This window comes from Providencia sp. PROV252 (genome assembly GCF_033676005.1).
Taxonomy (GTDB): Bacteria; Pseudomonadota; Gammaproteobacteria; order Enterobacterales; family Enterobacteriaceae; genus Providencia; species Providencia vermicola.
Window position 1 is genome coordinate 599,319 of sequence record NZ_CP096294.1, and the last position, 25,597, is coordinate 624,915.

Annotated in this window: 21 protein-coding genes; 14 read left to right on the plus strand and 7 right to left on the minus strand. The window is 41.8% G+C overall.

The features are described 5' to 3' along the window. Positions 1-13: 13 nt before the first annotated feature. A complete protein-coding gene (uvrA, locus tag M1F05_RS02585) occupies positions 14-2,848 on the minus strand; it encodes an excinuclease ABC subunit UvrA (protein WP_272516346.1) in 2,835 nt (944 codons plus the stop codon). A 449-nt stretch (positions 2,849-3,297) separates the two neighbouring features. On the opposite strand from uvrA, the gene M1F05_RS02590 reads away from it, so the two are divergent. Beyond that, a complete protein-coding gene (locus M1F05_RS02590; protein WP_206086322.1) occupies positions 3,298-3,819 on the plus strand; it encodes a single-stranded DNA-binding protein in 522 nt (173 codons plus the stop codon). 256 nt (positions 3,820-4,075) lie between these two features. Here the strand turns inward: M1F05_RS02590 and M1F05_RS02595 are convergent, their stop codons facing one another. Together M1F05_RS02595 and M1F05_RS02600 are read right to left on the minus strand one after the other, a co-directional pair. After that, positions 4,076-4,483: a helix-turn-helix domain-containing protein gene (locus M1F05_RS02595; RefSeq protein ID WP_206086323.1), complete on the minus strand. Its 408-nt coding sequence runs from the start codon at positions 4,481-4,483 to the stop codon at positions 4,076-4,078. 254 nt (positions 4,484-4,737) lie between these two features. Further along, positions 4,738-5,907 carry an MFS transporter gene (locus M1F05_RS02600; protein ID WP_206086324.1) on the minus strand — a complete coding sequence of 390 codons (1,170 nt, stop codon included), beginning with the start codon at positions 5,905-5,907 and terminating at the stop codon, positions 4,738-4,740. Between the two features lie 338 nt (positions 5,908-6,245). Here M1F05_RS02600 and ivbL point away from each other — a divergent pair, with 338 nt between their 5' ends. From ivbL to M1F05_RS02620, 4 genes are all read left to right on the plus strand, one after another. Further along, positions 6,246-6,335, plus strand: a complete 90-nt coding sequence (gene ivbL / locus M1F05_RS02605) for an ilvB operon leader peptide IvbL (RefSeq protein WP_206086368.1) — start codon at positions 6,246-6,248, stop codon at positions 6,333-6,335. 103 nt (positions 6,336-6,438) lie between these two features. Then, positions 6,439-8,136, plus strand: coding sequence for an acetolactate synthase large subunit (ilvB, locus tag M1F05_RS02610; RefSeq protein ID WP_206086369.1), 1,698 nt, complete (start codon positions 6,439-6,441; stop codon positions 8,134-8,136). Positions 8,137-8,138: 2 nt separating this feature from the next. Then, positions 8,139-8,423, plus strand: coding sequence for an acetolactate synthase small subunit (gene ilvN, locus M1F05_RS02615; protein WP_047756595.1), 285 nt, complete (start codon positions 8,139-8,141; stop codon positions 8,421-8,423). A 165-nt stretch (positions 8,424-8,588) separates the two neighbouring features. After that, complete coding sequence (locus M1F05_RS02620; RefSeq protein WP_206086325.1) at positions 8,589-9,251, plus strand: hypothetical protein; 663 nt, start codon at positions 8,589-8,591, stop codon at positions 9,249-9,251. On the opposite strand, the gene M1F05_RS02625 is transcribed toward M1F05_RS02620, so the two are convergent. Then, entirely contained in the window at positions 9,248-9,808 is a 561-nt protein-coding gene (locus tag M1F05_RS02625; protein ID WP_206086326.1) for a helix-turn-helix domain-containing protein, read from the minus strand. The genes M1F05_RS02620 and M1F05_RS02625 overlap by 4 nt on opposite strands. 211 nt (positions 9,809-10,019) lie before the next feature. On the opposite strand from M1F05_RS02625, the gene M1F05_RS02630 reads away from it, so the two are divergent. Both M1F05_RS02630 and M1F05_RS02635 read left to right on the plus strand, forming a co-directional pair. Continuing rightward, complete coding sequence (locus M1F05_RS02630) at positions 10,020-10,772, plus strand: sulfite exporter TauE/SafE family protein (protein ID WP_206086327.1); 753 nt, start codon at positions 10,020-10,022, stop codon at positions 10,770-10,772. A gap of 186 nt (positions 10,773-10,958) precedes the next feature. Then, positions 10,959-12,155 (plus strand): MFS transporter, encoded by a 1,197-nt coding sequence (locus tag M1F05_RS02635; protein WP_206086328.1) that lies wholly within the window; start codon positions 10,959-10,961, stop codon positions 12,153-12,155. A 31-nt stretch (positions 12,156-12,186) separates the two neighbouring features. Here M1F05_RS02635 and M1F05_RS02640 read toward each other — a convergent pair whose 3' ends face one another. Beyond that, positions 12,187-13,872, minus strand: a complete 1,686-nt coding sequence (locus M1F05_RS02640; protein WP_206086370.1) for an ArnT family glycosyltransferase — start codon at positions 13,870-13,872, stop codon at positions 12,187-12,189. A gap of 636 nt (positions 13,873-14,508) precedes the next feature. Between M1F05_RS02640 and M1F05_RS02645 the strand changes: the two genes are divergently transcribed. The 3 genes from M1F05_RS02645 (at position 14,509) to M1F05_RS02655 (ending at position 18,720) form a co-directional block, all read left to right on the plus strand. Beyond that, positions 14,509-15,855, plus strand: coding sequence for an NCS2 family permease (locus M1F05_RS02645; RefSeq protein WP_206086329.1), 1,347 nt, complete (start codon positions 14,509-14,511; stop codon positions 15,853-15,855). Positions 15,856-16,113: 258 nt separating this feature from the next. After that, positions 16,114-17,763, plus strand: a complete 1,650-nt coding sequence (locus M1F05_RS02650) for a Na+/H+ antiporter (RefSeq protein ID WP_206086330.1) — start codon at positions 16,114-16,116, stop codon at positions 17,761-17,763. 57 nt (positions 17,764-17,820) lie between these two features. Then, a complete protein-coding gene (locus M1F05_RS02655; RefSeq protein WP_206086331.1) occupies positions 17,821-18,720 on the plus strand; it encodes a carboxylate/amino acid/amine transporter in 900 nt (299 codons plus the stop codon). Here M1F05_RS02655 and metR read toward each other — a convergent pair. Then, the gene (gene metR, locus M1F05_RS02660) at positions 18,605-19,561 is read right to left on the minus strand and encodes an HTH-type transcriptional regulator MetR (RefSeq protein WP_206086332.1); all 957 of its coding nucleotides are present in this window, start codon (positions 19,559-19,561) and stop codon (positions 18,605-18,607) included. The two genes, M1F05_RS02655 and metR, sit on opposite strands and share 116 nt — an antisense overlap. Before the next feature lie 108 nt (positions 19,562-19,669). Here metR and metE point away from each other — a divergent pair, with 108 nt between their 5' ends. After that, entirely contained in the window at positions 19,670-21,949 is a 2,280-nt protein-coding gene (gene metE, locus M1F05_RS02665) for a 5-methyltetrahydropteroyltriglutamate--homocysteine S-methyltransferase (RefSeq protein WP_206086333.1), read from the plus strand. A gap of 56 nt (positions 21,950-22,005) precedes the next feature. On the opposite strand, the gene M1F05_RS02670 is transcribed toward metE, so the two are convergent. Beyond that, positions 22,006-22,395 carry a YidB family protein gene (locus M1F05_RS02670; RefSeq protein ID WP_206086334.1) on the minus strand — a complete coding sequence of 130 codons (390 nt, stop codon included), beginning with the start codon at positions 22,393-22,395 and terminating at the stop codon, positions 22,006-22,008. 384 nt (positions 22,396-22,779) lie between these two features. Between M1F05_RS02670 and ltnD the strand changes: the two genes are divergently transcribed. Genes ltnD through M1F05_RS02685 form a run of 3 tightly spaced genes read left to right on the plus strand, consistent with a single transcriptional unit; the run spans position 22,780 to position 25,596 of the window. Then, positions 22,780-23,688, plus strand: coding sequence for an L-threonate dehydrogenase (ltnD, locus tag M1F05_RS02675; protein WP_206086335.1), 909 nt, complete (start codon positions 22,780-22,782; stop codon positions 23,686-23,688). Then, positions 23,685-24,962, plus strand: a complete 1,278-nt coding sequence (gene otnK / locus M1F05_RS02680) for a 3-oxo-tetronate kinase (protein ID WP_206086336.1) — start codon at positions 23,685-23,687, stop codon at positions 24,960-24,962. The genes ltnD and otnK overlap by 4 nt, the downstream gene beginning before the upstream one ends. Next, positions 24,955-25,596 (plus strand): aldolase, encoded by a 642-nt coding sequence (locus M1F05_RS02685; protein ID WP_206086337.1) that lies wholly within the window; start codon positions 24,955-24,957, stop codon positions 25,594-25,596. Before otnK ends, M1F05_RS02685 begins: the two co-directional genes overlap by 8 nt. The last annotated feature ends 1 nt before the right edge of the window (position 25,597 follow it).

Consider the following 25,597-nt stretch of genomic DNA (forward strand, 5'->3'; position numbering starts at 1 on the left):
TATTCATAGAATATTAGTAGCCGCGTTCTAAAATCGTCTTTAAGAACCTTGAAGTGTGGGACTTCTCACATTCGGCCACCTCTTCTGGTGTACCCGCGATGAGAATTTCACCGCCGCCGCTACCCCCTTCAGGGCCTAAATCAACAATCCAGTCTGCTGTTTTAATCACATCAAGGTTATGTTCAATGACGACAATGGTATTGCCTTGATCACGTAACTGATGCAGAACGACTAAAAGTTGTTGAATATCAGCAAAGTGTAAGCCTGTCGTTGGTTCATCCAAAATATAAATAGTTTGCCCTGTACCGCGTTTGGAGAGTTCCTTAGCCAGCTTAACACGCTGTGCTTCACCGCCTGATAACGTGGTCGCTGATTGGCCAAGACGAATATAGGATAACCCTACATCCATCAAGGTTTGCAGCTTACGAGCAAGGGCAGGAACCGCATCAAAAAACTCACGGGACTCTTCGATAGTCATATCGAGAACCTCATGAATGCTCTTACCTTTGTATTTGATTTCCAAGGTTTCGCGGTTATAGCGCTTACCTTTACACTGGTCACATGGCACGTAGACATCAGGCAAGAAGTGCATCTCAACCTTGATAACGCCATCACCCTGACAGGCCTCACAGCGCCCGCCTTTCACGTTAAAACTAAAGCGGCCTGGGTTATAACCGCGGGTACGGGACTCTGGCACCCCTGCAAATAACTCACGAACAGGAGTAAACACACCAGTATAGGTCGCAGGGTTAGAGCGCGGTGTTCGCCCTATTGGGCTTTGGTCAATATCAATGACTTTATCGAAATGTTCCAAGCCCTCAACATCCAAATAAGGTGCTGGGGTAATGGTGGTTGCCCCATTGAGTTGGCGCTGGGCAATTGGGAATAATGTGTCGTTAATCAGTGTGGATTTACCTGAGCCAGATACGCCCGTAATACAGGTAAATAACCCGACTGGCACTTTTAAAGTCACATTTTTCAGGTTGTTACCTTTTGCGCCAAACACAGTGAGCATTTTGTCTTTATTGACAGGAACTCGCTGTTTCGGAATTTCAATTCGTCGTTCACCGCTTAAGAACTTACCTGTTAAGGAGTCAGGATTCGCAACAATATCTTCTAATGTACCTTGGGCGACAATTTGACCACCATGTACCCCCGCACCTGGGCCAATATCAATCACATGATCAGCGGCGCGAATAGCATCTTCATCGTGCTCTACGACGATCACGGTATTGCCTAAATCACGCAGGTGGATCAAGGTTTCTAACAGGCGATCGTTATCCCGTTGATGCAGGCCAATTGACGGTTCATCAAGCACATACATCACCCCCACTAAACCTGCACCAATTTGGCTAGCAAGGCGAATACGCTGTGCTTCACCACCTGATAAGGTATCTGCAGAGCGTGACAAACTTAAGTAGTTTAAGCCAACGTTAACTAAGAATTTAAGGCGGTCACCAATTTCTTTCAGTACTTTTTCAGCAATTTGCGCGCGCTGGCCACTCAGCTTTAAGTTTTGGAAAAACTCCATCGCATGGCCAATACTGTAATCTGCGATTTCAGGTAACGTAGTGTTTTCAACAAATACAAAGCGCGCTTCTTTACGTAAACGCGTTCCATTACAAGAAACACAAGGGCGGTTACTGATATATTTCGCTAGTTCTTCACGAACGGCGGTGGATTCCGTTTCTTTATAACGGCGCTCCATATTATTGAGAACACCTTCGAATGGATGGCGGCGAACGGTAATATCCCCGCGATCATTACGATATTTAAACTCAATGGTTTCTTTGCCTGAACCGTACAAAATGATTTTTTGCACTGCAGGACTGAGTGAATCATAAGGGGCTTCAACATCAAACTTATAGTGCTCAGCCAATGACATTAGCATCTGGAAATAATAAAAGTTACGACGATCCCAGCCGCGAATAGCGCCGCCTGCTAAAGAAATTTCTGTGTTTTGTAACACGCGTTCAGGGTCAAAAAATTGCTGAACGCCTAAACCATCACAGCTTGGGCAAGCCCCAGCTGGGTTATTAAAGGAAAACAGACGCGGTTCTAGTTCCACCATGCTATAGCCACAAACGGAACACGCAAAGTTTGCAGAGAAGACCAGCTCTTCTGCTTGTGGATCGTCCATATCGGCAACAACAGCGGTACCACCAGAAAGCTCTAGCGCGGTTTCAAATGACTCAGCTAAACGTTGCGCGATGTCATCGCGGATTTTAAAGCGATCAACCACGACTTCAATGGTGTGCTTTTTCTGTAATTCGAGTTTAGGGGGATCAGAAAGATCGCAAACTTCCCCGTCAATGCGTGCGCGGATATAACCTTGGCTCGCTAAGTTATCGAGTAATTTAACGTGTTCCCCTTTACGATCTTTGACGACGGGAGCAAGTAACATCATACGGCGATCCATTGGCTGCGCTAAAACATTATCAACCATCTGGCTGACGGTTTGCGCTGCTAATGGAATATCATGATCAGGGCAGCGAGGCTCACCAACCCGCGCAAACAATAACCGCAAATAGTCATGAATTTCAGTGATGGTTCCCACGGTAGAACGTGGGTTATGTGAAGTGGACTTTTGTTCAATCGAAATCGCAGGAGAGAGCCCTTCAATATGGTCTACATCAGGCTTTTCCATTAAGGACAGGAACTGGCGCGCATAGGCAGAAAGTGACTCAACATACCGGCGCTGGCCCTCTGCATACAGGGTATCAAAGGCTAAAGAGGATTTTCCAGAGCCTGACAAACCCGTGATAACAATCAGTTTATCACGAGGAATAACGAGATTGATGTTCTTCAGATTATGCGTGCGTGCGCCGCGGACTTCGATATTATCCATTTACCACTTCCCGGATGATTTGATATTGAACAATCGCAAGCGATCATTATCACATATTTTTCCCTGATTGGATATACAGTACTCGTTATATTTTCTGGCCTGTACCGATTTAAATTCGCTGTGTTGTTGGCTGCGCTTAGTTGCGTAGTAGTAAGCTCCCTACGATGCATTCATTTACCGACTAGCTGTATTCAGAATCGAATGTTTTGAGGTGAAAAATACAAAATTACAAACAAATTCAAGGGGAAAAATAATTTGTTGGAAGGCGTGCTACTGAGAGAATAATTTTGTGTCTATACTGAAAAAAGTGCTCTGGGATTTCACTTAATTTTGGAAAGCGTTTCGCAAGTTTAAATATGCAATTTCAATTGTTGGTGCAAATCAGTTCGGTCATTGGTAAACTTCAAGGCTAATCCAGAGATTAAAATTCAATGCATCAGGAGCAATAAATGGCCAGCAGAGGCGTAAATAAAGTAATTCTTATCGGTAACCTAGGGCAAGATCCTGAAATCCGTTATATGCCTAACGGCGGAGCTGTGGCAAACCTGACTCTGGCAACTTCTGAAAGCTGGCGCGATAAGCAAACTGGCGAGATGCGTGAAAAAACTGAATGGCATCGCGTGGTGATTTTCGGCAAATTAGCTGAAGTTGCAGGTGAATACTTGAAAAAAGGTTCACAAGTCTATATCGAAGGGTCTTTACAAACGCGCAAATGGCAAGACCAAAGCGGTCAAGATCGCTACACGACGGAAGTGGTTGTGAATATTGGCGGTTCTATGCAAATGTTAGGTGGTCGTGGCGGTGATGCGCCATCACAAGGCCAAGGTGGTCAAGGTGGTTGGGGTCAACCTCAACAGCCACAAGCTGCACAACAATTCAGTGGTGGCGGTGCTGCACCTGCACGCTCACAAGCGCCAGCACCACAAAATAATGAGCCACCAATGGATTTCGATGACGATATTCCGTTTTAATTTGTTATTTTAATAACTATAAATATATAAAAGGCTTCCTCGTGAAGCCTTTATTCTTTTATATTTTAAATATAACTATCAAATAAAAATTTTTTATTAAGATAATAAAATAAAAAATGGTTATAAACCTTAAGGGATTATTAATTTTTTTATCAAAAATAAATAATAAAAAAGCTCCAGTAATTAACTTACTTGGAGCTTTGTATTGAAGGTGGAATAAAAAGGGTAAGTACAAATTTTATTTTCATATTGCGTATCAGGCTACTTTAGGTTCCAGTAGTAAAGGGTCATTCTGACTTTCACCGGAAATTCGGTAGACTGATGGCGACGTACCTAAATAAGCGCGGAATCGCTTTGCAAATGATTGCTGGGAGTCAAATTGGTATTTTAATGCAATATCAATTACTTGTAGTTCTGTGGTGCAGAGGTCTTTTGCTGCTTCACAAATCCGCCTTCGACGAATATATTCACCTAAAGGTATCCCGACAACCTTACGAAACACTCTTTGTAAATGCCATTTTGTATATCCAGATTTTAGTGCAATATCATCCAGTAATAGACGACTGGTTAAGTTCATTTCAATCCAAACTATTATTTCATTAACAACTGTAGATTGAAATTCTGTGTATTTCCCATTATAGGGAACAGGGATTTCTTTATACATAATGTTTTTCCTACGAGTTACTTTTTAATCATATCCTTCATTAAGTAAACAGCCAATAAATAAATACTAAACAAATAGGAATACAGGCTGTTAATTTGTTAAATGACATTAATAGCAAATTTTAATTAATCTCTAACCAGTAGTGTTTGCCTTAAGATAATATATTTATCAGGAATCGAGTAAAACGAGTGATAACTGAACCTCGATCCTACAATAAGCATTACAATCACCAGGATCGAGACAGTTCATACTGATCAGTGTGTTGGAATATATTTTTTAAGTCTCCAAAAGCTGAGCAAAATAGCGATGGAAATTATAATGGATAGTATATTCATCGCTTGCCAGCCAATGGTGAAAAAGAGAATGCCAGCCCCGAGGCTGCCAATGCCGCCAAAAAAGTAGATCAGAAAATCAGTTGTTCCTTGCACTTTTGCTCTTTCATGAACTTCATAGCTGTGGGGCAGTAAATTGGTGGTGCTGATTAAAAGTAAATTCCAAGCTACCCCAACAAAAATACCAGAGAGCAAATAGTGATAAAAACCATTACCTAGTAAATTCATCACAGCAGATAAAATCAATAAAATGATGCCACATAAAATAATGCGTTTTGCCCCTAAATGCTGAATTAATGTCCCTGTGAAAAATGAGGGAGCAAACATACCCAATACGTGAAACTGAAACACGATTGCGATTGATGAAAATGGAAAATCATGTTGCTTCATCGAGAGTGGAATAGAGGCAAAAGTAAAGACGACAATCGCATAACCAATGGCACTCACAATCGCGATTAATTTCAGTATTGGCTGTGAATACAATGCCTTATAGCTTCGTTTAATTAAATTTTCATCGAGTGGTACTTTCACCATTTTTTTCAATGGCACAATGAGCAATAAAATAAATGCGATAACATAAATACCCGCTAACGTAGCAAAAGGGCCTGCAAACGGATATTTTGCAAAAAATCCTTGGGTCATAATAGCCAGTGTTGGGCCAATTAAGGCAGCGGCAATACCACCACTCATCACAAGACCAATCGCTTTAGCGCGCAGTGAAATAGGGGCTTCTTCGATAGCAGCGAAGCGAAATTGTTGTGCAGTGCCAATCGCAATTCCAGTGAAAAATAAACCTAGGGAGAAATAGATTAAATTACTTTCTAAAACCCCAAGAATCGATAATCCAGCACCAATTAGCCCGCCAATGTTTCCGATAATAAACCCAATTCTTCTTGAATATTTTTGCATCAAAAAGGCAATAGGGATTGTTGCGAGTATCAAACCAATATACTGACTTAACAGGGGAATTGTGGCATGTTTTGGGTCAGTTGCTAAGTTTTCGCCAATCACAACAGCAACTGAAAGGACAATGGCATTCCCTGTTATAAATAATGCAAGTGTGGTGGCTAACCACCAAACAGACCTTGGCATAGAGACCTCTTTCTTATAAAAATCAAATAAAATCAATTTATTGAATATGAATTTTGTTCACATCGTCATATTCTTTGGCTCTATGCTACAACTTCAAGTTAACTTTAAGTCAAGTGATAGGTTGGGGATGTTTTAATAGTTAATTCTGCTTTATTTTGATTTAAATTAAGATGATGGCTCTGATATGGTTGAATGTGATGAGGCTCGCATTTAGGAGGGATGAGAACTGAAAAACGAAAAAATGATTGTCAGAGTAACAAAATTATGTTTTCTTAAAGGGAGTTAAGAAAACAACAAAAAATTAAACAAACAGACTAAAACAGGAAAACCCCGTGAACATGACTTTTAATCACTTAAACCTACTACTAACCGCGCCACGTGCTGCGGTGGTCGTGCGTGTGGTGGTGGTCGTGGGCTTAGCGCCGTAACGGGTACAAATCAACGCAGATTTAGAAACCCCGCCGGCGCAAACCGAGCGGGGTTTTTTATTCTCTCTCGCTCAAATCCGCAGGCTAGCAAAGGATAATTATGATGAGCGAATCGGGCAACACATCACCACAGAAAACGCGTTTTACGGGCGCAGAATTAATTGTACATTTACTGGAAAAACATGGTATTACCATTGTTTCTGGCATTCCAGGTGGGGCAGCTTTGCCTTTTTATGATGCATTAGGAAAAAGCAAAAAAATTCGCCATATTCTTGCTCGTCATGAGCAAGGGGCGGGTTTTATTGCTCAGGGTATAGCTCGAACAACAGGCAAAGCCGCTGTGTGTATTTCGTCCAGCGGCCCTGGCGCAACCAACTTAGTGACTGCAATTGCTGATGCAAAACTAGATTCTATTCCACTGGTTTGTATTACGGCACAGGTGCCTTCTTCAATGATAGGGACAGATGCATTCCAAGAAGTTGATACTTATGGTATTTCTATTCCAGTTACCAAGCATAACTATTTAGTTCGCAGCATAAATGATTTGCCACAGGTGATTTGCGATGCTTTTCGTATCGCTGAATCAGGCCGTCCAGGGCCAGTTTGGATTGATATACCGAAAGACGTTCAAACCGCGACTATTGAGTTAACCGAGATACCTGACATTTTACCGAAAGATAAAGCGCCAAATTTTGATATGGAAAAAGTACTCCAAGCGGCGCAAATGATCAACGAAGCTAAACGTCCAGTGCTGTATTTTGGCGGTGGTGTGATCAGCTCTGCTTCAACAGAAACGGCGATTGCATTTGCAGAAAAGGCTGCTTTGCCCACAACCATGACCTTGATGGCATTGGGTACTGTGCCTATGCGACATCCTTTGTATTTGGGAATGTTAGGTATGCACGCCGCGGCAAGTACCAATATGGTGATGGAAGAATCAGATTTACTGATTGTTATTGGAGCACGCTTTGATGATAGAGCCATCGGAAAAGCTGAAAAATTTTGCCCTAATGCCAAAATTATTCACGTTGATATTGATAAAGCGGAAATCAGTAAAATTAAGCGTCCAGACATTGCTATCCATGCTGATGCAGGGCAAATTTTGGAATTATTGTTGCCATTGGTTGAGCGAAATACGCGAAATGAATGGATCAAACGAGTCGATGAGTTAAAAGCAAAATACCCATTAAACTTAAGCGATGCAGATAACCCATTAAACCACTATGGTTTGGTGTTAGCTGCGGCTCGTGCCGCGGGTGAAGAGGCCATTGTCACAACCGATGTTGGTCAGCACCAAATGTGGGCTGCACAAGTTTATCCGTTGTCTCGCCCTCGCCAATGGTTAACTTCAGGCGGTTTAGGCACGATGGGCTTTGGTTTACCTGCTGCGATTGGTGCTGCTTTGGCTGAACCTGAAAAAACCATCGTATGTTTTTCTGGTGATGGTAGCCTGATGATGAATATTCAAGAATTAGCGACAGCAGCTGAACATCAATTAAATATCAAAATCGTTTTAATGAATAACCAAGCGTTAGGTATGGTTCATCAGCAACAAGATTTATTTTTTGAAAACCGTATATTTGCTGCAGCTTATCCGTACCAAACTGACTTTATTAAGATAGCGGCAGGCTTTGGTTTACAAACCTGTGATTTGAATAATGAGGCAGACCCTGCAATGGCACTGGAAGCGGTTATGAATACCAAAGGCCCTTGTTTAATACATGCCCTGATCGATGTGAATCAGAAGGTATATCCAATGGTTCCGCCAGGTGCCGCTAATATTGATATGATTGGAGCGTAATTATGGTACTTGAACACCACCCAATTGCTTTAGAGTTAATTGTGCGTAACCACCCTGGCGTTATGTCTCATATTTGTGGCCTATTTGCTCGTAGAGCATTTAACGTAGATGGCATTCTTTGTATGCCAATTAAAGATAAAGACGAAAGCCGCATTTGGTTATTAGTCCAAAAAGACGAACGCTTATCGCAAATGATTAATCAAGTCGAAAAACTTGAAGATGTTAGGGAAGTACGTTTTAGCGATAATTTACAGCTGTTTGAAACAATGCAAAATTATTTGCAGTAATTCTTAAACTTGGTTTTTCAAATAAGCTCATACTTTGGTATGGGCATATTTTTTAGCCAAATAATGTTGAATCGGGGTTTCTTAAAACGAACGAAAGTGATATAACATCAAAAGATAAACAAATAGTTTCTCAGTTTATGATGAAGAATAAAGGGAACAAAAACGATGCAAAACAATATCTATCTTTCGAATACCTATCAATATGAAGTAGAGACAATGTTAGTTAATACAGGCCATGATGAGGAGGGTGAGTGGATTGCACTTGAAGATAATATTTTTCATCCTCAAGGCGGCGGTCAACCTGCGGACACAGCCTGGGTTAATGAATTTAGTGTTCGGATAAAGAAACACTTGAATGGGTTAATTGTTGCTTATTTACCTGAATGCGCTTCTCTCAATGCTGAGGAAAGGGTTATAGCAAAAGTTGATAGTGAGAAACGCCGACGCTATGCTGCGCTTCATACTGCAGGGCATTTGTTAAATTGGGAATTACGTCGTTTTGGCTGGATGGCACAAAAAGGGCATCATTTCCCAGATGAATCAAGAGTAGAGTTTACTATGATGGAAAATCAAGTAACCCCTTTTGAAGAACTTGATAGCGCTGAAATTGAAGGCATTATCAATCAAAGTTTACAAAGTGCCCGTAAGGTTGATATTAAGCAAAATGGTGAAATGCGGATAAGCTATATCGACCAAACAGAAGATATGCCATGCGGAGGGACGCATGTCGCCTCGTTAGATAATATTTGCCATTTTTCAATTAAGTCGATGAAATTTAAAAAGGGAACGTTACGTATTAGCTATGATGCACAGCATGTTACAGTTTAAACGCCATCACTAAGATGTGAATATGTCATCACTACAGTTGCTTGAAGTTCACCATCCATACATAAGTAGGAATGTGGAAAATCGCCGCTAAATGCATAAAAATCCCCTGCTTCTAAGACAATATTTTGGTCGTTGTTTAAGCGTAACATGAGCGAACCTGAATTAACCATAATATGTTCGTGGGTTCCCGTCATGTGAGCAGGGCTATTAATGATTGCGCCTCGTTTCATGGTTAGCTGCCAGATTTCCGAGATATTTCCCATGCTGATACGAAATTTAAATTGCTGAGAGTACTCGCTTTCATCACTCGGTGTAGATTTTACAAAATAAGGGTAGGCTTCATGTTGACGCGTAAATAAATCGCTTAGCGGAAATCGCAGTGCTATAGCAATGGACTCCAATGTATCGATACGTGGGTTTGAATCCCCAGATTCTAATTTTGAGAGCGCCGCTTTAGATATGCCTGAAAGGCGAGAAAGTTCGTTAAGTGAAAGATTTCTCGCTTGTCTAAGTAAACGAATTTTTTGGCCAATTTTTATATTAATTTTTTTATCCATGTTGTGCCTTTCCTTGAATATTGGTCTATTGTGCTAATTCTACATCACTCAGCGAATCAAATCACATACTCTTGGTTATCCATACTATTTCAATGCGTTATTTAATTTTTTGATAGAGATTTGAATTTTTAAAAATGAAAAAAATAAAGCTATTTAATAAATCTGATAATAACTATAGTGAGGGCGTTAAAAACTTTCGGAGTTAAGCGCTATGCCGTTTGAATTATTCTCACCAGAAATGGCGATTTGTTTTACGACGTTGTTGTTTGCCTATATTGTTTTTGGAATGGCGGGCTTTGGGTCTGCACTGATTGCTACACCTGTACTCGCGTTGTATTTACCTCTGAATATGATCGTTCCCATTTTAGCGTTAATTGATTTAACGGCTGCGGTATTAAATTTACTTAAAGATGGAAAAAATGCGGATTATCAGGAAATAAAATGGATTATTCCCCTAATGATAGTGGGAAGTTTAATTGGCGCAGCGATTTTATTAAAAACACGACCAGATATATTAGTTTTGTTATTAGGGCTGTTTGTTATTGGTTATGTGTTAAATGCTTTCTTATCAAAAAAAAACAAAAAACCGTTTTCAAAAGCGCTCGTTGTCCCTTTTAGTTTGATTGGCGGGGTTTTTAGCGCGTTATTTGGGAGCGGTGGTTTTATTTATGCAATGTATTTATCCAGTCGGATTGAAGATAAACAGCGTTTTCGTATCACCCAAATGACACTAATTGGTTTTAGTACGCTAACACGTGTGGTCATTTTTTTGGTTATGGGAGTGTACCTAAACCTTGATACTTTATTGATTGCATTAGCATTCTGTCCAGCAATGTTGCTTGGAACTTGGTTGGGTAGGCACATTACATTAAAAATCACCCGTGAAGCTTTTTTGAAAATTATTAATCTAGTGATTTTAGTTTCAGGTATAGCCTTGTTATATCGATATTTCTTTGTTCTTTAATTATAAATACCCGTTAAAACACAAATTTATTTTATAAAGATAAATAGCAGTATATAGGCGGCATGCTACAATCACCGCTGGCATTATTAGGTTTATTGATAATGCGGCGGTTTTTTATATTATTAATAATTAATTTTATGGAGTTAAAATCTAATTCTTTGATTAAGTATTTAGATTAATACCAAAATGAGCTCTGATAATCAGTGTTTACACAATTTTCGACATTCCCCTTCATTTGCTATTTTTACGATTACGACCAGTATTGCCGTTATTGGCATCGTCATTGGGTTAAGTATTCCAATGGTAGCTTTGAGATTAAATAACTATGGTGTGAATGAACTCACCATCGGTATTATTTCCGCTGCGCCAGCTTTAGGGATGTTTTTAATCGCGCCTGTTGTACAGCGTATTGTGCAATGGTCAGGCAAGCGCAAAGCGATGTTAATTGCCACCATTATTTCAGGTATTAGCTTATTACCGCTATTAAGTACGCTACCTCTTTGGTTATTACTTCCTTTACGATTGATAACAGGGCTTGCCAGTGGTGTCATGATTTGCTTAGGCGAAACGTGGATTAACGAATTATCGCCTGAAAACAAACGTGGACGGATCCTCGCGATTTATACCACGGTATTTACTGTGAGCCAGCTACTTGGGCCTTCTTTTATTGCTTATTATGGTGTAGAAGATAAATCCCCTTTGCTTATTTGTACCCTTATCCATTTGATTTCGGTTGTGTTATTTATATTAATGGATCAAAAAGTAGGTGATCGATTGTCCGCTACAGCAGAAAAATCAAATTTTTCTATTATCCAGTTTGTGAAAGTTGCGCCTGGAATTTGTGGGGGAATATTATTTTTCGCCTTTTTTGATGGCACGATTTTATCCATGTTCCCTATCTATGGGATGGGGATGGGACACACAGAAGCGGTGGCTGCACTGATGATTAGCGCGATTTTAGCGGGTGATGCAATCATGCAGCTACCTTTTGGCTGGCTTGCTGACCACATGAATCGGGAGAAACTCTATCGGATCTGTGGTGTTGTAACATTGGCAGCTAGTTTCTTATTACCATTTACCATTACTCAGCCTTATTTAATTTGGGTATTGTTGTTTGTATTGGGAGCAACTGCGGGGGCAATTTATACCATTGCGTTGGTGCAGATTGGCCAATATTTTAAAGGGAATGAGCTGATTATTGCGAATGCGGCAGCAGCGATGTTGTGGGGGATTGGTAACTTATCTGGGCCTCTGCTCGCAGGGGTGGCGACATCAATTTCACCATCAGGCCTACCTATTTTATTGATTTTGTCTGCGGCTATTTTTTTGTGGTTTACCCGAGCGAAATACAGTGCGCAAGTTACTGAGCAAGCGACATATTAATTTTAGCGGGTGAATTAGCACCCGCTTCACTTTATTCTGTGACTTTATAAACGACTAAATTCTCACGGTATTCATCTGGTCGATGGTTGTGCCAAAAAAGTACCATACCTTGTGGGGCAGGCTTCACTTCTTTTGATAATACGATTAACCAGCGGCAGTGCTCTGGTTTTTGGAACTTATCCTGTCGTTGGTGTAGAACTTTTGTGTAGTAATACAACATTGGCGCTTCTGATTCTCCAATATTATCAGAGGCCATACAATCATCAGCTGTATATTGGCCTACTAAATGCTGTTTTAAATCGACAAAAACCCCTTCAAAACCTTTTGTGTAATCAACCCAACCCAAAAATAAGGTTAAGATCACTCCCCAAACAGTACAGAGCCCGAGTACCCAGTTTTTCATCATTTGAAAAGCGGGGGAAAGGTTTGGAATGATTCGGTTACGCAAGAACCAAACCAGTGTAATCAATACCCCGCAGATGAAAGTGATAGTGGAAAAGGGCATTTGATAACTCATGGGGAGCCAACGGCTAAATAATGTTAAGTATTCTTGATGGTGGCCCGTTAATACGATGAAATAGCTGCCCCATAGAAATGCGACTAAGAATGACCAAAACACAGCAGAGAAACGTGAAACCCCATTGAGAACTTTTTCAGGAATAGCCAAAAGTGCAGGTGTACCAATAATCGCCATTGGTGCGATAAAAGGAAGAAGGTATAGTGCACGGCCAGAGGCAGAAATTTGCAAAAAGACTATGCCTAAGAGCGGGAATAATGTGAGTAAATAGGTGTTAGAAGTCATTAAGCATTTGATTGGGTGGCGTAAGAAATAAGCGACTGCCAACAAACCCGATGGTAGAGCAAACAATGAAACGGCTGCAGGGATACGTGTTAAATTTGCTTTTGCACCGAGTTTTTCAACAGAAAAGCCAAAAAAGCGACCGATGTTATTTTCCCAAAACCAAACCATAAATAAATCAGGGTGTTGCTGGTAAAGCATGATTGGCCAAGGGAGGATAGCAATAAGCGCTGCTAATCCAGCCGCAAAACTATAGCACCAAAATTGTTTTGTACGGCATTGAGTTAAAAATACAGGGGCTAATAGCAGACAAATCCACAGGACTCCAGGAATAAAGACACCTTTTGAGAGCATCGTTACCACTGTTCCCACGCAGAGCCAAACCGCTGACATTTCCATTTTTTGTTGTTGGATCAACCCTAATAGCCCATAAAGCCCGATTGTTGCACCTGCTACCAGGGCGACATCAGTAAACATATCATGGCTATGGCGGAGGATCCCTGGCGCGCAAGCATACAGTGCAAATGCAATCCAAATACGGATATCAGTAAAGTCCTTTGCAGTAAAAAAGCGGCGAGCTAAGAACACAAAAAATGAAAAGTTAATGACTGAAAAAAATAAGCTGGCAGTTCGTGCCGCATCATAGAGTGGCATAAACCCTGAAAATAAGTGGGAGGTTAGGGTTGCAACCCAATAATAAAGCGGGGGTTTTTCCATAAAAGGCTCACCCGCATTGGTTGGAACTAACCATTTCCCTGTTTCATACATGGTTTGAATAATACCAAAGCTGTAGTTTTCATCTTGTTTCCATGGACTATGACTATAGATACCAGGGAGTAAATATAGGACAAGGAAACTGATAAAAAGTAGTAAAACACCCCGTTGTAATGTGATGGATGGTGTATTTTTATTTGGCATATTCATTTAAGACTTTAGTTCACGGTGATAAAAATAAAATAATAACTACGGTTAATAGTTTTTTAGCTCATATATAAAAATAATATTTACTCATTGACGGATATTTATATTTTTTGAAAATATTATTCACTAACACATATTTAAACTATTTTACCATGAAATAATAATGAGTTAGCTAACCGTTTTGTAAGCAAATATTCAGTGATTATATCAAAAAAAATAATCTCGCTATATAAACAAAGTCTATATGAAATTGAATTAGCTATTTTTACCTAATGTTATCTTTAATAAATGGTGAAGAATAATAAATATTATTAATAAAGCCGTATTTATCATCGGGTATTTTATTCTATTTTTCGAGGTGGAAAATGAGTTTGATGCAGAGAAAAAACTAAAAACACTTGATCATTTGCCCGTTTTCGAACGATAATTGCTCTCCTCACAATACGCCCTATTCTTATTTTTAAGCCAAACGATTGCGCCATTGTTTTGATTGAGATTTTTCCTCTCGGTCAATAAGGTTTTTAGAAATACGTAATCGTTTACGTCAGCGGGAGTGTGATGAGCCAGTAAGATGGGCATATAAACTTATTGGCTTTTAGCGTGTTCGTTTACCATTAACAGCAGAGGTACACCATGTCAGGCCAACAGGCTTCATCCAACTGCAAATTGGATTCATTTTTTAAGATCACCGCTCGCGGCTCTTCCATTCGCCGTGAAATCATTGCAGGGCTAACCACATTCTTAGCGATGGTTTATTCTGTTATTGTGGTGCCTGGTATGTTGGGGCAGGCTGGTTTCCCGCCTACTGCAGTGTTCATTGCTACCTGTTTAGTGGCGGGTTTCGGTTCATTATTAATGGGGTTATGGGCGAATTTGCCGATGGCAATAGGTTGTGCCATTTCACTTACCGCATTTACCGCTTTCAGCTTAGTTTTAGGCCAGCAAATTAGTATCCCTGTTGCGTTAGGCGCCGTATTTCTAATGGGGTGCTTGTTTACCATTATTTCTGTAACAGGCATTCGTAGTTGGATTTTACGTAATATGCCAATGGGCATTGCACATGGTACAGGGATTGGTATCGGCCTGTTTTTATTATTGATTGCTGCAAATGGCGTGGGTTTAGTGATTAAAAACCCAAATGCTGGCCTACCTGTGGCTTTAGGTGAATTTACCTCTTTCCCTGTTTTAATGTCATTAGCGGGTCTTGCAGTTATTTTCGGCTTAGAAAAGCGCCGTGTACCAGGTGGCGTGTTATTAGTCATTATTGCGATCTCAATTATTGGTTTAATTTTTGATCCTGCAGTGAAATACCAAGGTTTCTTTAAATTACCGTCATTAGGTGACGATGGTCTTTCTCTTGTTTTTAATATGGATATCATGGGTGCGTTGCAACCAATGGTACTGCCAAGTTTATTGGCGCTAGTCATGACTGCCGTATTTGATGCGACGGGTACAATCCGTGCCGTTGCAGGGCAAGCGAACTTATTAGATAAAGACGGGCAAATTATTGATGGTGGAAAAGCATTAACCGCTGACTCCGTAAGTAGCATTTTTGCGGGGGCGATAGGTGCTTCACCAGCGGCGGTTTACATTGAATCAGCCGCGGGAACAGCTGCTGGTGGGCGTACGGGGTTAACTGCTGTTGTTGTTGGAGTGCTATTCCTACTGATCCTCTTTTTATCGCCATTGTCATACTTAGTGCCTGCTTATGCGACAGCACCAGCACTGATGTACGTTGGTTTGTTAATGTTAAGTAACGTTTCAAAATTAGACTTTGATGACTTTGTTGATTCGATGTCTGGCCTGCTGTGTGCGGTGTTTATCGTCCTGACATGCAATATCGTAACGGGCATTATGCTTGGCTTTGCAGCATTAGTGATCGGTCGCATTTGTGCGGGTGAATGGCGTAAGTTGAATATTGGTACTGTTGTGATTGCTGTGCTTTTGGTGGCGTTTTATGCTGCTGATTTGGCCATTTAAAGGTAATTAAATTAAAAAGGCGGGGGTTGTTACCGCCTTGTAACGTATTATTTCGATTAATCGCAAAGTATAAATTTTTTTCCCATAGGACGGTAGCTAGGGATAGAATAGATATAAGGCGGTGAATCAAGTGGAAGTCCCATTTTTCCACTCGTGACCGCTTGATTGTCATAATCGAGGTCTGGACGGTGCTATCTCTTACTATGCGGCGGCAGGCAATTTTGAGTTCTGGTCGTCTAGTTAATCAGTAAGGGCAACATGGAAATTTTCTTTACTATTCTTATTTTGATTTTAGCTGTCTCTGTGTCAGGGGTTGCTGCTAAAATTCTTCCTATTCGTATTCCACTTCCCCTCATTCAAATAGCCATTGGTGCACTATTAGCTTGGCCACAATTTGGCTTGCATGTCACGTTTGACCCCGAATTGTTTATGGTTTTATTGATTCCGCCTTTACTGTTTGTTGATGGCTGGAAAACACCAACCCGTGAATTTTTCCAAAATGGCCGGGAAATTTTTATTCTCGTGTTGGTTTTGGTATTGGTTACAGTTATAGGTATCGGTTACTTAATTTACTGGTTAATGCCTGGTATTCCACTCATCGCCGCATTTGCCCTAGCTGCGGTACTTTCACCAACGGATGCGGTTGCGCTGTCTTCCATTGTGGGGAAAGGGCGTATTCCTAAACGTATGATGAGTGTCCTAGAAGGTGAGGCATTAATGAATGATGCTTCAGGTCTGGTGGCATTAAAATTCGCAGTTGCCATTGCGATGGGGACAATGGTATTTAGCACATCTGGCGTGACGATTGAATTCTTTAAAGTTGCTGTGGGTGGCTTACTTGCAGGGATTATTGTGACATGGTTGTACAGTAAATCTTTGCGTTTAATGAGCCGCTGGAGTGGTGATGACCCTGCAACACAGATTGTTTTCATGCTATTGCTGCCATTTGCTTCATACATGATTGCAGAACATATTGGGTTTTCTGGCATTTTAGCCGCTGTTGCCGCAGGGATGACTATCACCAAATCTGGCGTGATCCGTAATGCGCCACTCGCAATGCGTTTACGTGCGGATAGTGTTTGGTCGATGTTGGAATTTGTATTTAACGGCCTAGTTTTCATCATGTTAGGGCTACAGTTGCCAGGGATATGGGAAACTTCCGTCATTCAAGCAGATCTCGACCCAAGTGTTGAGACATGGATGTTGTTTGCAGCCGTTGCCATTATTTACTTTGCCTTGTTATTGCTGCGTTTTTGTTGGCTGTGGCTGATGAAAAGATTTAGCCGTTTGTTCCTAAAGAAAAAACCACTGCAATTTGCTAATTATACCGTGCGTGAGCTGTGGCTGGCTTCTTTTGCGGGGGTGCGTGGGGCGATTACCTTAGCGGGTGTGCTCTCTATTCCGTTGTTTTTAACCGACGGTTCTCCTTTCCCTGCTCGTTACCAACTGGTGTTTATCGCCGCTGGGGTGATTTTGTTCTCCATTTTTGCAGGGGTGATCGCATTACCGTTATTGCTGCGCAATTTCAAAGTGGGTGACAAAGAAGCGGATGCCAACGAAATACGTATGGCGAAGGCTAAAATGGCAGAAGTAGCGATCGTTAGCTTGAATAAAATGGAAGAGCGTTTATCTGCGGACGTGGACGAAAAACTTGATTCAGAAGATATCAGTGAGGTTGCTTCTCGCGTGACAGGTTATCTCAGACGTCGTACGGCAGGGCAAGATGAAATTGAACATAACTTGCAAATTGAAGACCTTGAGCGCCGTTTCCGTTTGACCGCGTTGCGTGCAGAGCGTGGTGAGCTTTATCACTTGCGTGCTACGAAAAAAATCAGCAATGAGACACTACAATCTTTGTTGGTCGATTTAGATTTATTAGAAGCGGTACTGATCGAAAAAGAGCATTAAAACGAAAAACCGAGTATTCTACTCAGCATTCTTTAGTTTGAGACAGAATACAGCATTATGTGGTTACTTGTTATCACGACGCTGCTTTGGGCAGCGTCTTTTAGTTTGATTGGTGAATATTTAGCAGGCCAAGTCGACAGCTGGTTCTCAGTTTTGGTGCGTGTTGGCCTTGCTTCATTAGTATTCCTGCCTTTTCTTCGCTGGCGTCAATTTGGCGCTAAAGTGATTTCACTTTACATGTTAGTGGGTGCTTGCCAGCTTGGGATCATGTACCTGTTTGTTTTCCATGCCTATCAATATCTTACTGTTGCTGAGTTTTTACTGTTTACGGTATTAACGCCACTGTATGTCACATTAATTTATGACTTATTAGAACGGCAGCCACTGCGCAAAGGGTACTTGTTTAGTTCTTTGCTGGCGGTGATTGGGGCGGCAATTATTCGCTATGATCATTTGAGCGAATCATTCTGGTTGGGGTTATTGTTTGTGCAGTTAGCCAATATCTTTTTTGCTATCGGGCAAGTGGGGTATAAGCGTTTGATGGAGGTACATCCCATTCCTCAACATCAGGCTTTCTCGTGGTTCTATTTGGGGGCGACGTTAGTGGCACTGATTGGCTGGTTGCTCTTTGGTAATAAATCCATGATGCCAACCACAAACCTCCAATGGGGAGTACTGCTGTGGCTTGGTATTGCTGCATCAGGTATTGGTTATTTTATGTGGAACTATGGGGCAACAAAAGTTGATGCTGGAACCCTTGCTATTATGAATAACATGATGGTTCCAGCTGGCCTATTAGTGAATTTTGCCATTTGGCAGCAACATCCTAATTGGTTGAGTTTTACCATTGGATCGAGCCTAATAATTGCGTCTCTTTGGGTGCATAAACGTTGGATACTTTCGCGGGCTTCACATACGAAAGGCTCTCCACAGCGTGATCCGTCGCGTTCTCAGTAAATGCCTCGATAGCTGGCTGGCGCTGTTCTCCTTCACGGCACGCAGCGTACAGCCGGCTCCATAAGCCACTCCCCAATGTTTTAGTCTTAATCAACCCTTGCTTCTCGAAGGAATCTACGGCCCAATGGGGTAATGCGGCAATTCCCATTTTAGCTGCTACCATTTGAATTAAAATCAATGTGTTATCTACATTTTTTACATTTGGTGAAACGCCCGCAGGTTGCAGGAAGTGGCGCCAAACATCAAAACGTTCTCGTTGTACTGGGTAGAGCAGTAACGTTTCATTCGCCAAATCATGTGGTTCAATGTGTGGCTTCTTTGCAAGTGGATGGTCACAGGCGACGATCAATTTCACTTCATAATCGAACATTGGCGTGTAATGAATACCTTGGTCAGGCAGGATATCTGACGTCATCACAAGGTCGAGCTCTCTTGAAAGCAACTCAGGCTGTGGGTCGAATGTCACCCCCGATTTAAAATCCACACTCACTTGCGGCCAGGTCTGCCTAAACTGTTGCAATGCAGGTGTTAGCCATTGAATGCAACTGTGGCATTCGATAGCAATACGTAGCGCACAGACACCAGGTTCATTACAGACGCGAATGGCATCTTTGACCAAGGGTAGTACTTGTTGTGCCAGCTGCAATAAAACTTCCCCTTGTGGCGTAAATTGTAATGGCTGGCTTTTTCGTACAAATAAGCGAAAGCCTAACCGATGCTCTAAATCACTAAACTGGTGTGATAGAGCTGATTGTGTCTGGTGCAAGTGTGTTGCTGTAGCCGCTAATGAGCCGTACTGGCTGAGCGCTTGCAATGTTTTTAAATGTTTTAGTTCGATCATGAGAAACCTTCACGGTGACAATGAAATATTTGCGCTTGTGCTTTATACAGTACCTGTTGATTATGGATGTGTAAACATCTAGACGGCTAAATATTTTAAGGGGTCAATATGTCTGTTATAAATCATACACTTGGTTTTCCACGCGTCGGTCTGAAAAGAGAGCTAAAACGAGCACAAGAAGATTATTGGGCAGGCAAAATTAACCAATCGGCGCTTTTAGCGGTGGGGCATGAGTTGCGCGTTCGCCATTGGGAGCAGCAAAAAAATGCAGGTGTTGAATTATTACCCGTTGGTGATTTTGCTTGGTATGACCAAATTCTGACAACCAGTTTACTATTAGGTAACGTGCCGCCACGCCATCAAAATGAAGATGGTTCTATTGATTTAGATACCTTATTTAGAGTCGCTCGTGGCCGTGCACCAACAGGGACTCCCGCGCCAGCAGGTGAAATGACCAAATGGTTTAACACAAACTACCATTACATCGTGCCTGAGTTTCAAAAAGGGCAAAAATTTGCGCTATCTTGGAACCAATTGTTTGATGAAGTTGATGAAGCACTTGCGCTAGGCCACAAAGTTAAACCTGTGATTGTGGGGCCAATTACCTACCTGTGGTTAGGGAAAGTTAAAGGCGAATCATTTGATCGTTTATCGTTGCTGAATGAATTACTGCCAGTTTACCAACAAATATTGGCGCGCTTAGCTGAAAAAGGCATTGAATGGGTGCAAATTGACGAACCCGCACTGGTACTGGATTTACCTATTGAATGGCAACAAGCATACAAAGAGGCCTATCAAGCGTTATCAGGCCACATAAAATTATTGTTGACCACGTATTTTGATGGCGTTAGCCATCACTTAGATATCATCAAACAGTTAGCTGTCCAGGGGGTACATGTCGATGTTGTGGCGGGTTCAGATGATATTGAAATACTGCACCAAGCGCTGCCTGCTGACTGGGTTTTATCACTAGGTGTGATTAATGGCCGTAATGTTTGGAAAGCCGATTTAGGTGAAAAATTTACCCAAGTAAAACCACTGCTAGGTCAACGTTCAGTGTGGGTAGGAACCTCCTGTTCACTGCTGCACAGCCCCATTGATTTGAATGATGAAACGCGTTTAGATGCGGAAGTGAAAAGCTGGTTCGCGTTTGCATTACAAAAATGTGAAGAGCTTGCCTTGCTGAGTAAAGCACTCAATCAACCCACTGATGCAAACATTGCAACGTTAGAAACATACAGTGCGCCGATTCGAGTTCGTAAAACCTCAACTCGAGTGAATAATGCCACCGTCACACAACGTTTAGCGGCAATTCGTGAGGGGGATGCAGAGCGTACCAGCCCATATTCACAACGTGCACAGCTTCAGCGTAAACGCTTTAACTTGCCATTATGGCCAACTACCACGATTGGTTCTTTTCCTCAAACCAGTGAAATCAGAACGCTACGGTTAGATTTCAAAAAAGGTCATGTAGATAAAACCTATTACCGTACAAATATTAGCGAGCACATCAAACAGGCGATTAAAGAGCAAGAAATTTTGGATATCGATGTGTTGGTACACGGTGAAGCTGAACGTAATGACATGGTTGAGTACTTTGGTGAACACTTTGATGGCTATGTATTTACGCAAAATGGTTGGGTACAAAGCTATGGTTCGCGTTGTGTGAAGCCACCAGTGATTATTGGGGATATTAGCCGCCCTGAGGCAATTACCGTTGAGTGGGCGAAATATGCGCAATCGCTAACGAAAAAACCTGTCAAAGGCATGTTAACAGGCCCAGTCACTATCCTGTGTTGGTCATTCCCGCGTGAAGATGTTAGCCGTGAAACCATCGCAAAACAAATCGCACTGGCACTACGCGATGAAGTGGATGACTTACAGAAAGCGGGTATTGGTATTATTCAAATTGATGAGCCTGCGTTGCGTGAAGGCTTACCACTGCGTCGAAATGAGTGGGCATCATACTTAAAATGGGCAGTCGATGCCTTTAAACTCAGCGCTGCCATCGCTGAGGATGACACACAAATTCATACCCATATGTGTTATTGCGAGTTCAATGACATCATGGATTCGATAGCGGCGCTAGATGCAGATGTGATTACTATCGAAACTTCGCGTTCAGATATGGATCTGTTGGATGCATTTGAACATTTCGATTATCCAAATGAAATTGGGCCAGGTGTCTATGATATTCACTCACCGAATGTACCAAATGTGGCGTGGATTGTTGAATTGCTCAGAAAAGCGGAAAAACGTGTCCCTGTTGAGCGTTTGTGGGTCAACCCAGACTGCGGACTGAAAACCCGCGGCTGGACGGAAACCCGTCAAGCGTTAGCCAACATGGTTGAAGCCGCGAAATTGCTAAGAAATGAGCACTCATCTTAAAGCGTAATAAAAGGCAGGGAAACCTGCCTTTTTGCGTATACAGATTGGTTAACGGGTTAACCAAATAATTTGGATTTCAACAGATTCATACCAATAGAAGCCAAATCGAGGTTTTCAGGAAGCTCACCATTTGGTGTTGCACTATCAACCAGTTGGGGCAGATATTTAGCCACTAAATCTGATGTTGATTGTGTATCTAAGCCCACAGATTGAGCCAACTCTTGAAGATTAACATTGCCAAACACTTGCATTAATTGGCTTCCATCAATCGGTAAATTCGCCCCTTCGCTAATCCACGACGTAATAATGCCACCTAAGCCTTGTTCGTTAAATTTATCAACGACACCAGAAAGGCCACCTTGGTTTTCAATCCAATTAATAACGGATTGAAATTGTTGCATTTTATCACCTGCAACCATCCCTAACATTTGATCGAATAGCCCCATTTTTTGACTCCTAGGTAACATGTCACTTGATGCTCTCACTCATAGTATGGAGCATTATTTGAAAAATTGTAGTCGGCTATTTTGATTAATTTATTTTTCAGGTCAATGAAAATGATGCATTTAAGATAACCCGATATAACAAGGTGATGTGATTGAGCTTATGGAGGATGTGAATAAGCACAACCGATGTCACATTTTTTATCACACATTTGTGTGAATGACTTTCATGAGGTGTGAATTTATTTATTTGTTCTATATCAATAGATTACATCGAAATTGATTGTTTTTTATATTATTGGCAATGTGATGTTGGTCATGTGTTTGTGAATTTTGTTGTGTGAAAATTCACAACAGTCACGAAGATTAACAACATCAGGGGTCATTATGGGAAATTTCGTTAATAATATTGGCGTTATTGGCCTTGGTTCCATGGGGATGGGCATTGCACAATCTCTAATAAAAAAGAATATTCCAACCTATGGATTTGATTTAAACCAAGAAGCTTGTCAAAACTTACTTCGTGTTGGGGCAAAAGCTGTAGGGCGAAATGCCGCTGAATTTGCTCAGGAAATAGAGGCGTTATTGCTCGTGGTTGTTAATGGCCGCCAAGTTGAAGCTATTTTATTTTCTGGGGATAAGCCACTTGTTGAACAACTACACCCAGGGACAATCATTGTCTTACACAGCACTTTAGCTGCTGAGCAAACTAAACAAATTGCAAAACGCCTTGCAAGTTACCAATTATCATTGGTGGACGCACCTATTTCAGGTGGTGCGATTAAAGCGGCTGAAGGCAAACTCACCATAATGGCTTCTGGTGAACCCGTTTTATTTGAAAGGTTATCACCTGTCTTTGATGCCATTTCTGAGCGTCTCTATCGTGTTGGTGATGAGGTTGGCTTAGGGTCAACGGTAAAAACCATCCATCAATTACTCGCGGGTGTACATATCGCTGTAGCAGCAGAAAGTATGGCGCTAGCATCAAAAGCGGGTATCGACCTTGATGTGATGTATGACATTGTCACGCATGCGGCAGGGAATTCTTGGATGTTCGAAAACCGTATGCAGCACGTATTAGACGGGGATTACACACCAAAATCATCCGTTGATATTTTTGTGAAAGATTTAGGCTTAGTGATGGAAACGGGGAAAGCGTTAAACTTCCCGCTTCCTCTCGCCGCGACTGCCCATCAAATGTTTATTTCTGCAAGTAACGAAGGCTTTGGTCTGCAAGATGACAGCGCAGTGATTAAAACATTTAAAGGAATTACTTTACCGGAGAAAAAAGCATGACAGTGAAGTTAGGCGTAATCGCCGATGATTTTACCGGTGCGACCGATATTGCGGGCTTTATGGTACAAAACGGCTGGAAGGTCGTTCAACTATTGAACGAACCTGATGAAAATACCGTTGTACCTCATGATGTTGATGCGATTGTTGTCAGTTTAAAAAGTCGCTCGTGTCCTGTTGATGAAGCAGTGAGTGCTTCAATCAATGCGTGTAACTGGCTAAAACAAAAAGCGCAGTGCCAGCAGATATTCTTTAAATACTGTTCGACGTTTGACTCGACAGAAAAAGGCAACATCGGTCCTGTGACTGATGCATTAATGGCACAATTGGGGACGGATTTAGCCTTAGTTTGCCCTGCATTACCCATCAATGGCAGAACTGTTGTTCATGGCCATTTATTTGTTAATGGTCAGTTGCTTAACGAAAGTGGGATGCAACATCATCCTGTGACACCAATGACGGATGCAAATTTATTGCGCGTTATGGAGAAACAGTCGAAAGGGAAAGCGGGCTTAATTTCACTGGTAGAGGTACAGCAGGGTCACGACACGATAAGTGCACAGCTAGCGGCGTTTGCTGAACAAGGCATGAGTTATGCGGTTGTCGATGCGATCACCATGGATGATTTATTACCCATCGCGAGTGCAGTGAAAACAATGCCATTACTCACTGGCGGCTCTGGTTTAGGCGCTGCACTGGCAAACATTGATAGCCAATGTGTGTGGGGTGGTAACACCACCAGAGGGGAAAAACCGACTGGCTTAGCTCGGAAAACAGTCATTTTGTCAGGTAGTTGCTCTGTTATGACAAACAAGCAAGTACAAGCTTATCAGCAAATTGCGCCTGCAAAAGCGTTGGATGTTGGAGAGTGCTTAAATAACCCAGCGTATGCAAAATCATTGGCAGTTTGGGTTCAAGAGCAGCAATCGACAGGTTTAGCACCATTACTGTATGCGACTCAGCCACCTGAATTATTAAAGAAAACACAAGAAAAATATGGCGCTGTAGCGTCGAGCAGTGCAGTAGAAAACGTATTTGGTGAAGTGGTGAAGGAACTTCAATCGCAAGGGTTTAACACGTTTATTATCGCGGGTGGTGAAACGTCGGGCAAAGTCGTTCAAAGCCTTGGTATCGAGCAATTAAGTATTGGTTCACCGATCGCCCCAGGCGTTCCTTGGGTACAAGATTTAGCAAGCGGAAACTGGTTAGCATTGAAATCAGGCAACTTTGGCCAAGAAAATTTCTTCCAGTTCGCACAGGAGATGTTTAATGAGTGATGAAAAGGCGCTGCGTCAAGAGTTAGTCGATTGGGCTAAGTCAATGTTTAACCGTGGATATAGCAGCGGTGGAGCAGGAAATATAAGCGCTAGGCTACCTGATGGCTGCATTATTGTTACACCAACAAATTCCAGTTTTGGGGATTTAGATCCAAATAAACTGAGTAAGCTAGATGCCGATGGAAATTGGATTGATGGTGATAAGCCAACAAAAGAAGTGTCTATGCATATGGCAATGTATCAGCAACGTCCTGATTGCCAAGCTGTTGTTCACTTACACTCTCCGTGGCTTACTGCGCTCTCGTGCTTAGCTGGGTTAGATACCGCAAATTGCTTGCCCCCGATTACGCCTTATTACGTCATGCGTGTGGGGAAACTGCCATTGATTGAGTATTTGCCGCCAGGGGACGACCGAATTGGTGAGGAAATTGCGAAATTAGCACCGACGCATAATGCGGTATTGCTATCTAACCATGGACCTGTGGTGGGTGGAAAAACACTAAGACAAGCATTTTTTAATGCAGAAGAGCTAGAAGATACAGCTCGCTTATATATCACATTGCGCCCACACGGTTTCACGACATTAACGCAAGAGCAAGTCGAGTTGCTCGAGAGTCGTTATCCACAAAAGTAAG

What these genes read in the sequence shown, in the direction of transcription:
- M1F05_RS02635 (WP_206086328.1), top strand. Translation starts at nt 10,959, where the DNA reads ATGAGCTCTGATAATCAGTGTTTACACAATTTTCGACATTCCCCTTCA.
- M1F05_RS02670 (WP_206086334.1), bottom strand. Translation starts at nt 22,395, where the DNA reads ATGGGGCTATTCGATCAAATGTTAGGGATGGTTGCAGGTGATAAAATG.
- M1F05_RS02600 (WP_206086324.1), bottom strand. Translation starts at nt 5,907, where the DNA reads ATGCCAAGGTCTGTTTGGTGGTTAGCCACCACACTTGCATTATTTATA.
- M1F05_RS02590 (WP_206086322.1), top strand. Translation starts at nt 3,298, where the DNA reads ATGGCCAGCAGAGGCGTAAATAAAGTAATTCTTATCGGTAACCTAGGG.
- M1F05_RS02620 (WP_206086325.1), top strand. Translation starts at nt 8,589, where the DNA reads ATGCAAAACAATATCTATCTTTCGAATACCTATCAATATGAAGTAGAG.
- ilvB (WP_206086369.1), top strand. Translation starts at nt 6,439, where the DNA reads ATGAGCGAATCGGGCAACACATCACCACAGAAAACGCGTTTTACGGGC.
- M1F05_RS02650 (WP_206086330.1), top strand. Translation starts at nt 16,114, where the DNA reads ATGGAAATTTTCTTTACTATTCTTATTTTGATTTTAGCTGTCTCTGTG.
- M1F05_RS02645 (WP_206086329.1), top strand. Translation starts at nt 14,509, where the DNA reads ATGTCAGGCCAACAGGCTTCATCCAACTGCAAATTGGATTCATTTTTT.
- M1F05_RS02625 (WP_206086326.1), bottom strand. Translation starts at nt 9,808, where the DNA reads ATGGATAAAAAAATTAATATAAAAATTGGCCAAAAAATTCGTTTACTT.
- otnK (WP_206086336.1), top strand. Translation starts at nt 23,685, where the DNA reads ATGACAGTGAAGTTAGGCGTAATCGCCGATGATTTTACCGGTGCGACC.
- M1F05_RS02640 (WP_206086370.1), bottom strand. Translation starts at nt 13,872, where the DNA reads ATGCCAAATAAAAATACACCATCCATCACATTACAACGGGGTGTTTTA.
- ltnD (WP_206086335.1), top strand. Translation starts at nt 22,780, where the DNA reads ATGGGAAATTTCGTTAATAATATTGGCGTTATTGGCCTTGGTTCCATG.
- M1F05_RS02630 (WP_206086327.1), top strand. Translation starts at nt 10,020, where the DNA reads ATGCCGTTTGAATTATTCTCACCAGAAATGGCGATTTGTTTTACGACG.
- uvrA (WP_272516346.1), bottom strand. Translation starts at nt 2,848, where the DNA reads ATGGATAATATCGAAGTCCGCGGCGCACGCACGCATAATCTGAAGAAC.
- M1F05_RS02595 (WP_206086323.1), bottom strand. Translation starts at nt 4,483, where the DNA reads ATGTATAAAGAAATCCCTGTTCCCTATAATGGGAAATACACAGAATTT.
- metE (WP_206086333.1), top strand. Translation starts at nt 19,670, where the DNA reads ATGTCTGTTATAAATCATACACTTGGTTTTCCACGCGTCGGTCTGAAA.
- M1F05_RS02685 (WP_206086337.1), top strand. Translation starts at nt 24,955, where the DNA reads ATGAGTGATGAAAAGGCGCTGCGTCAAGAGTTAGTCGATTGGGCTAAG.
- ivbL (WP_206086368.1), top strand. Translation starts at nt 6,246, where the DNA reads ATGACTTTTAATCACTTAAACCTACTACTAACCGCGCCACGTGCTGCG.
- metR (WP_206086332.1), bottom strand. Translation starts at nt 19,561, where the DNA reads ATGATCGAACTAAAACATTTAAAAACATTGCAAGCGCTCAGCCAGTAC.
- ilvN (WP_047756595.1), top strand. Translation starts at nt 8,139, where the DNA reads ATGGTACTTGAACACCACCCAATTGCTTTAGAGTTAATTGTGCGTAAC.
- M1F05_RS02655 (WP_206086331.1), top strand. Translation starts at nt 17,821, where the DNA reads ATGTGGTTACTTGTTATCACGACGCTGCTTTGGGCAGCGTCTTTTAGT.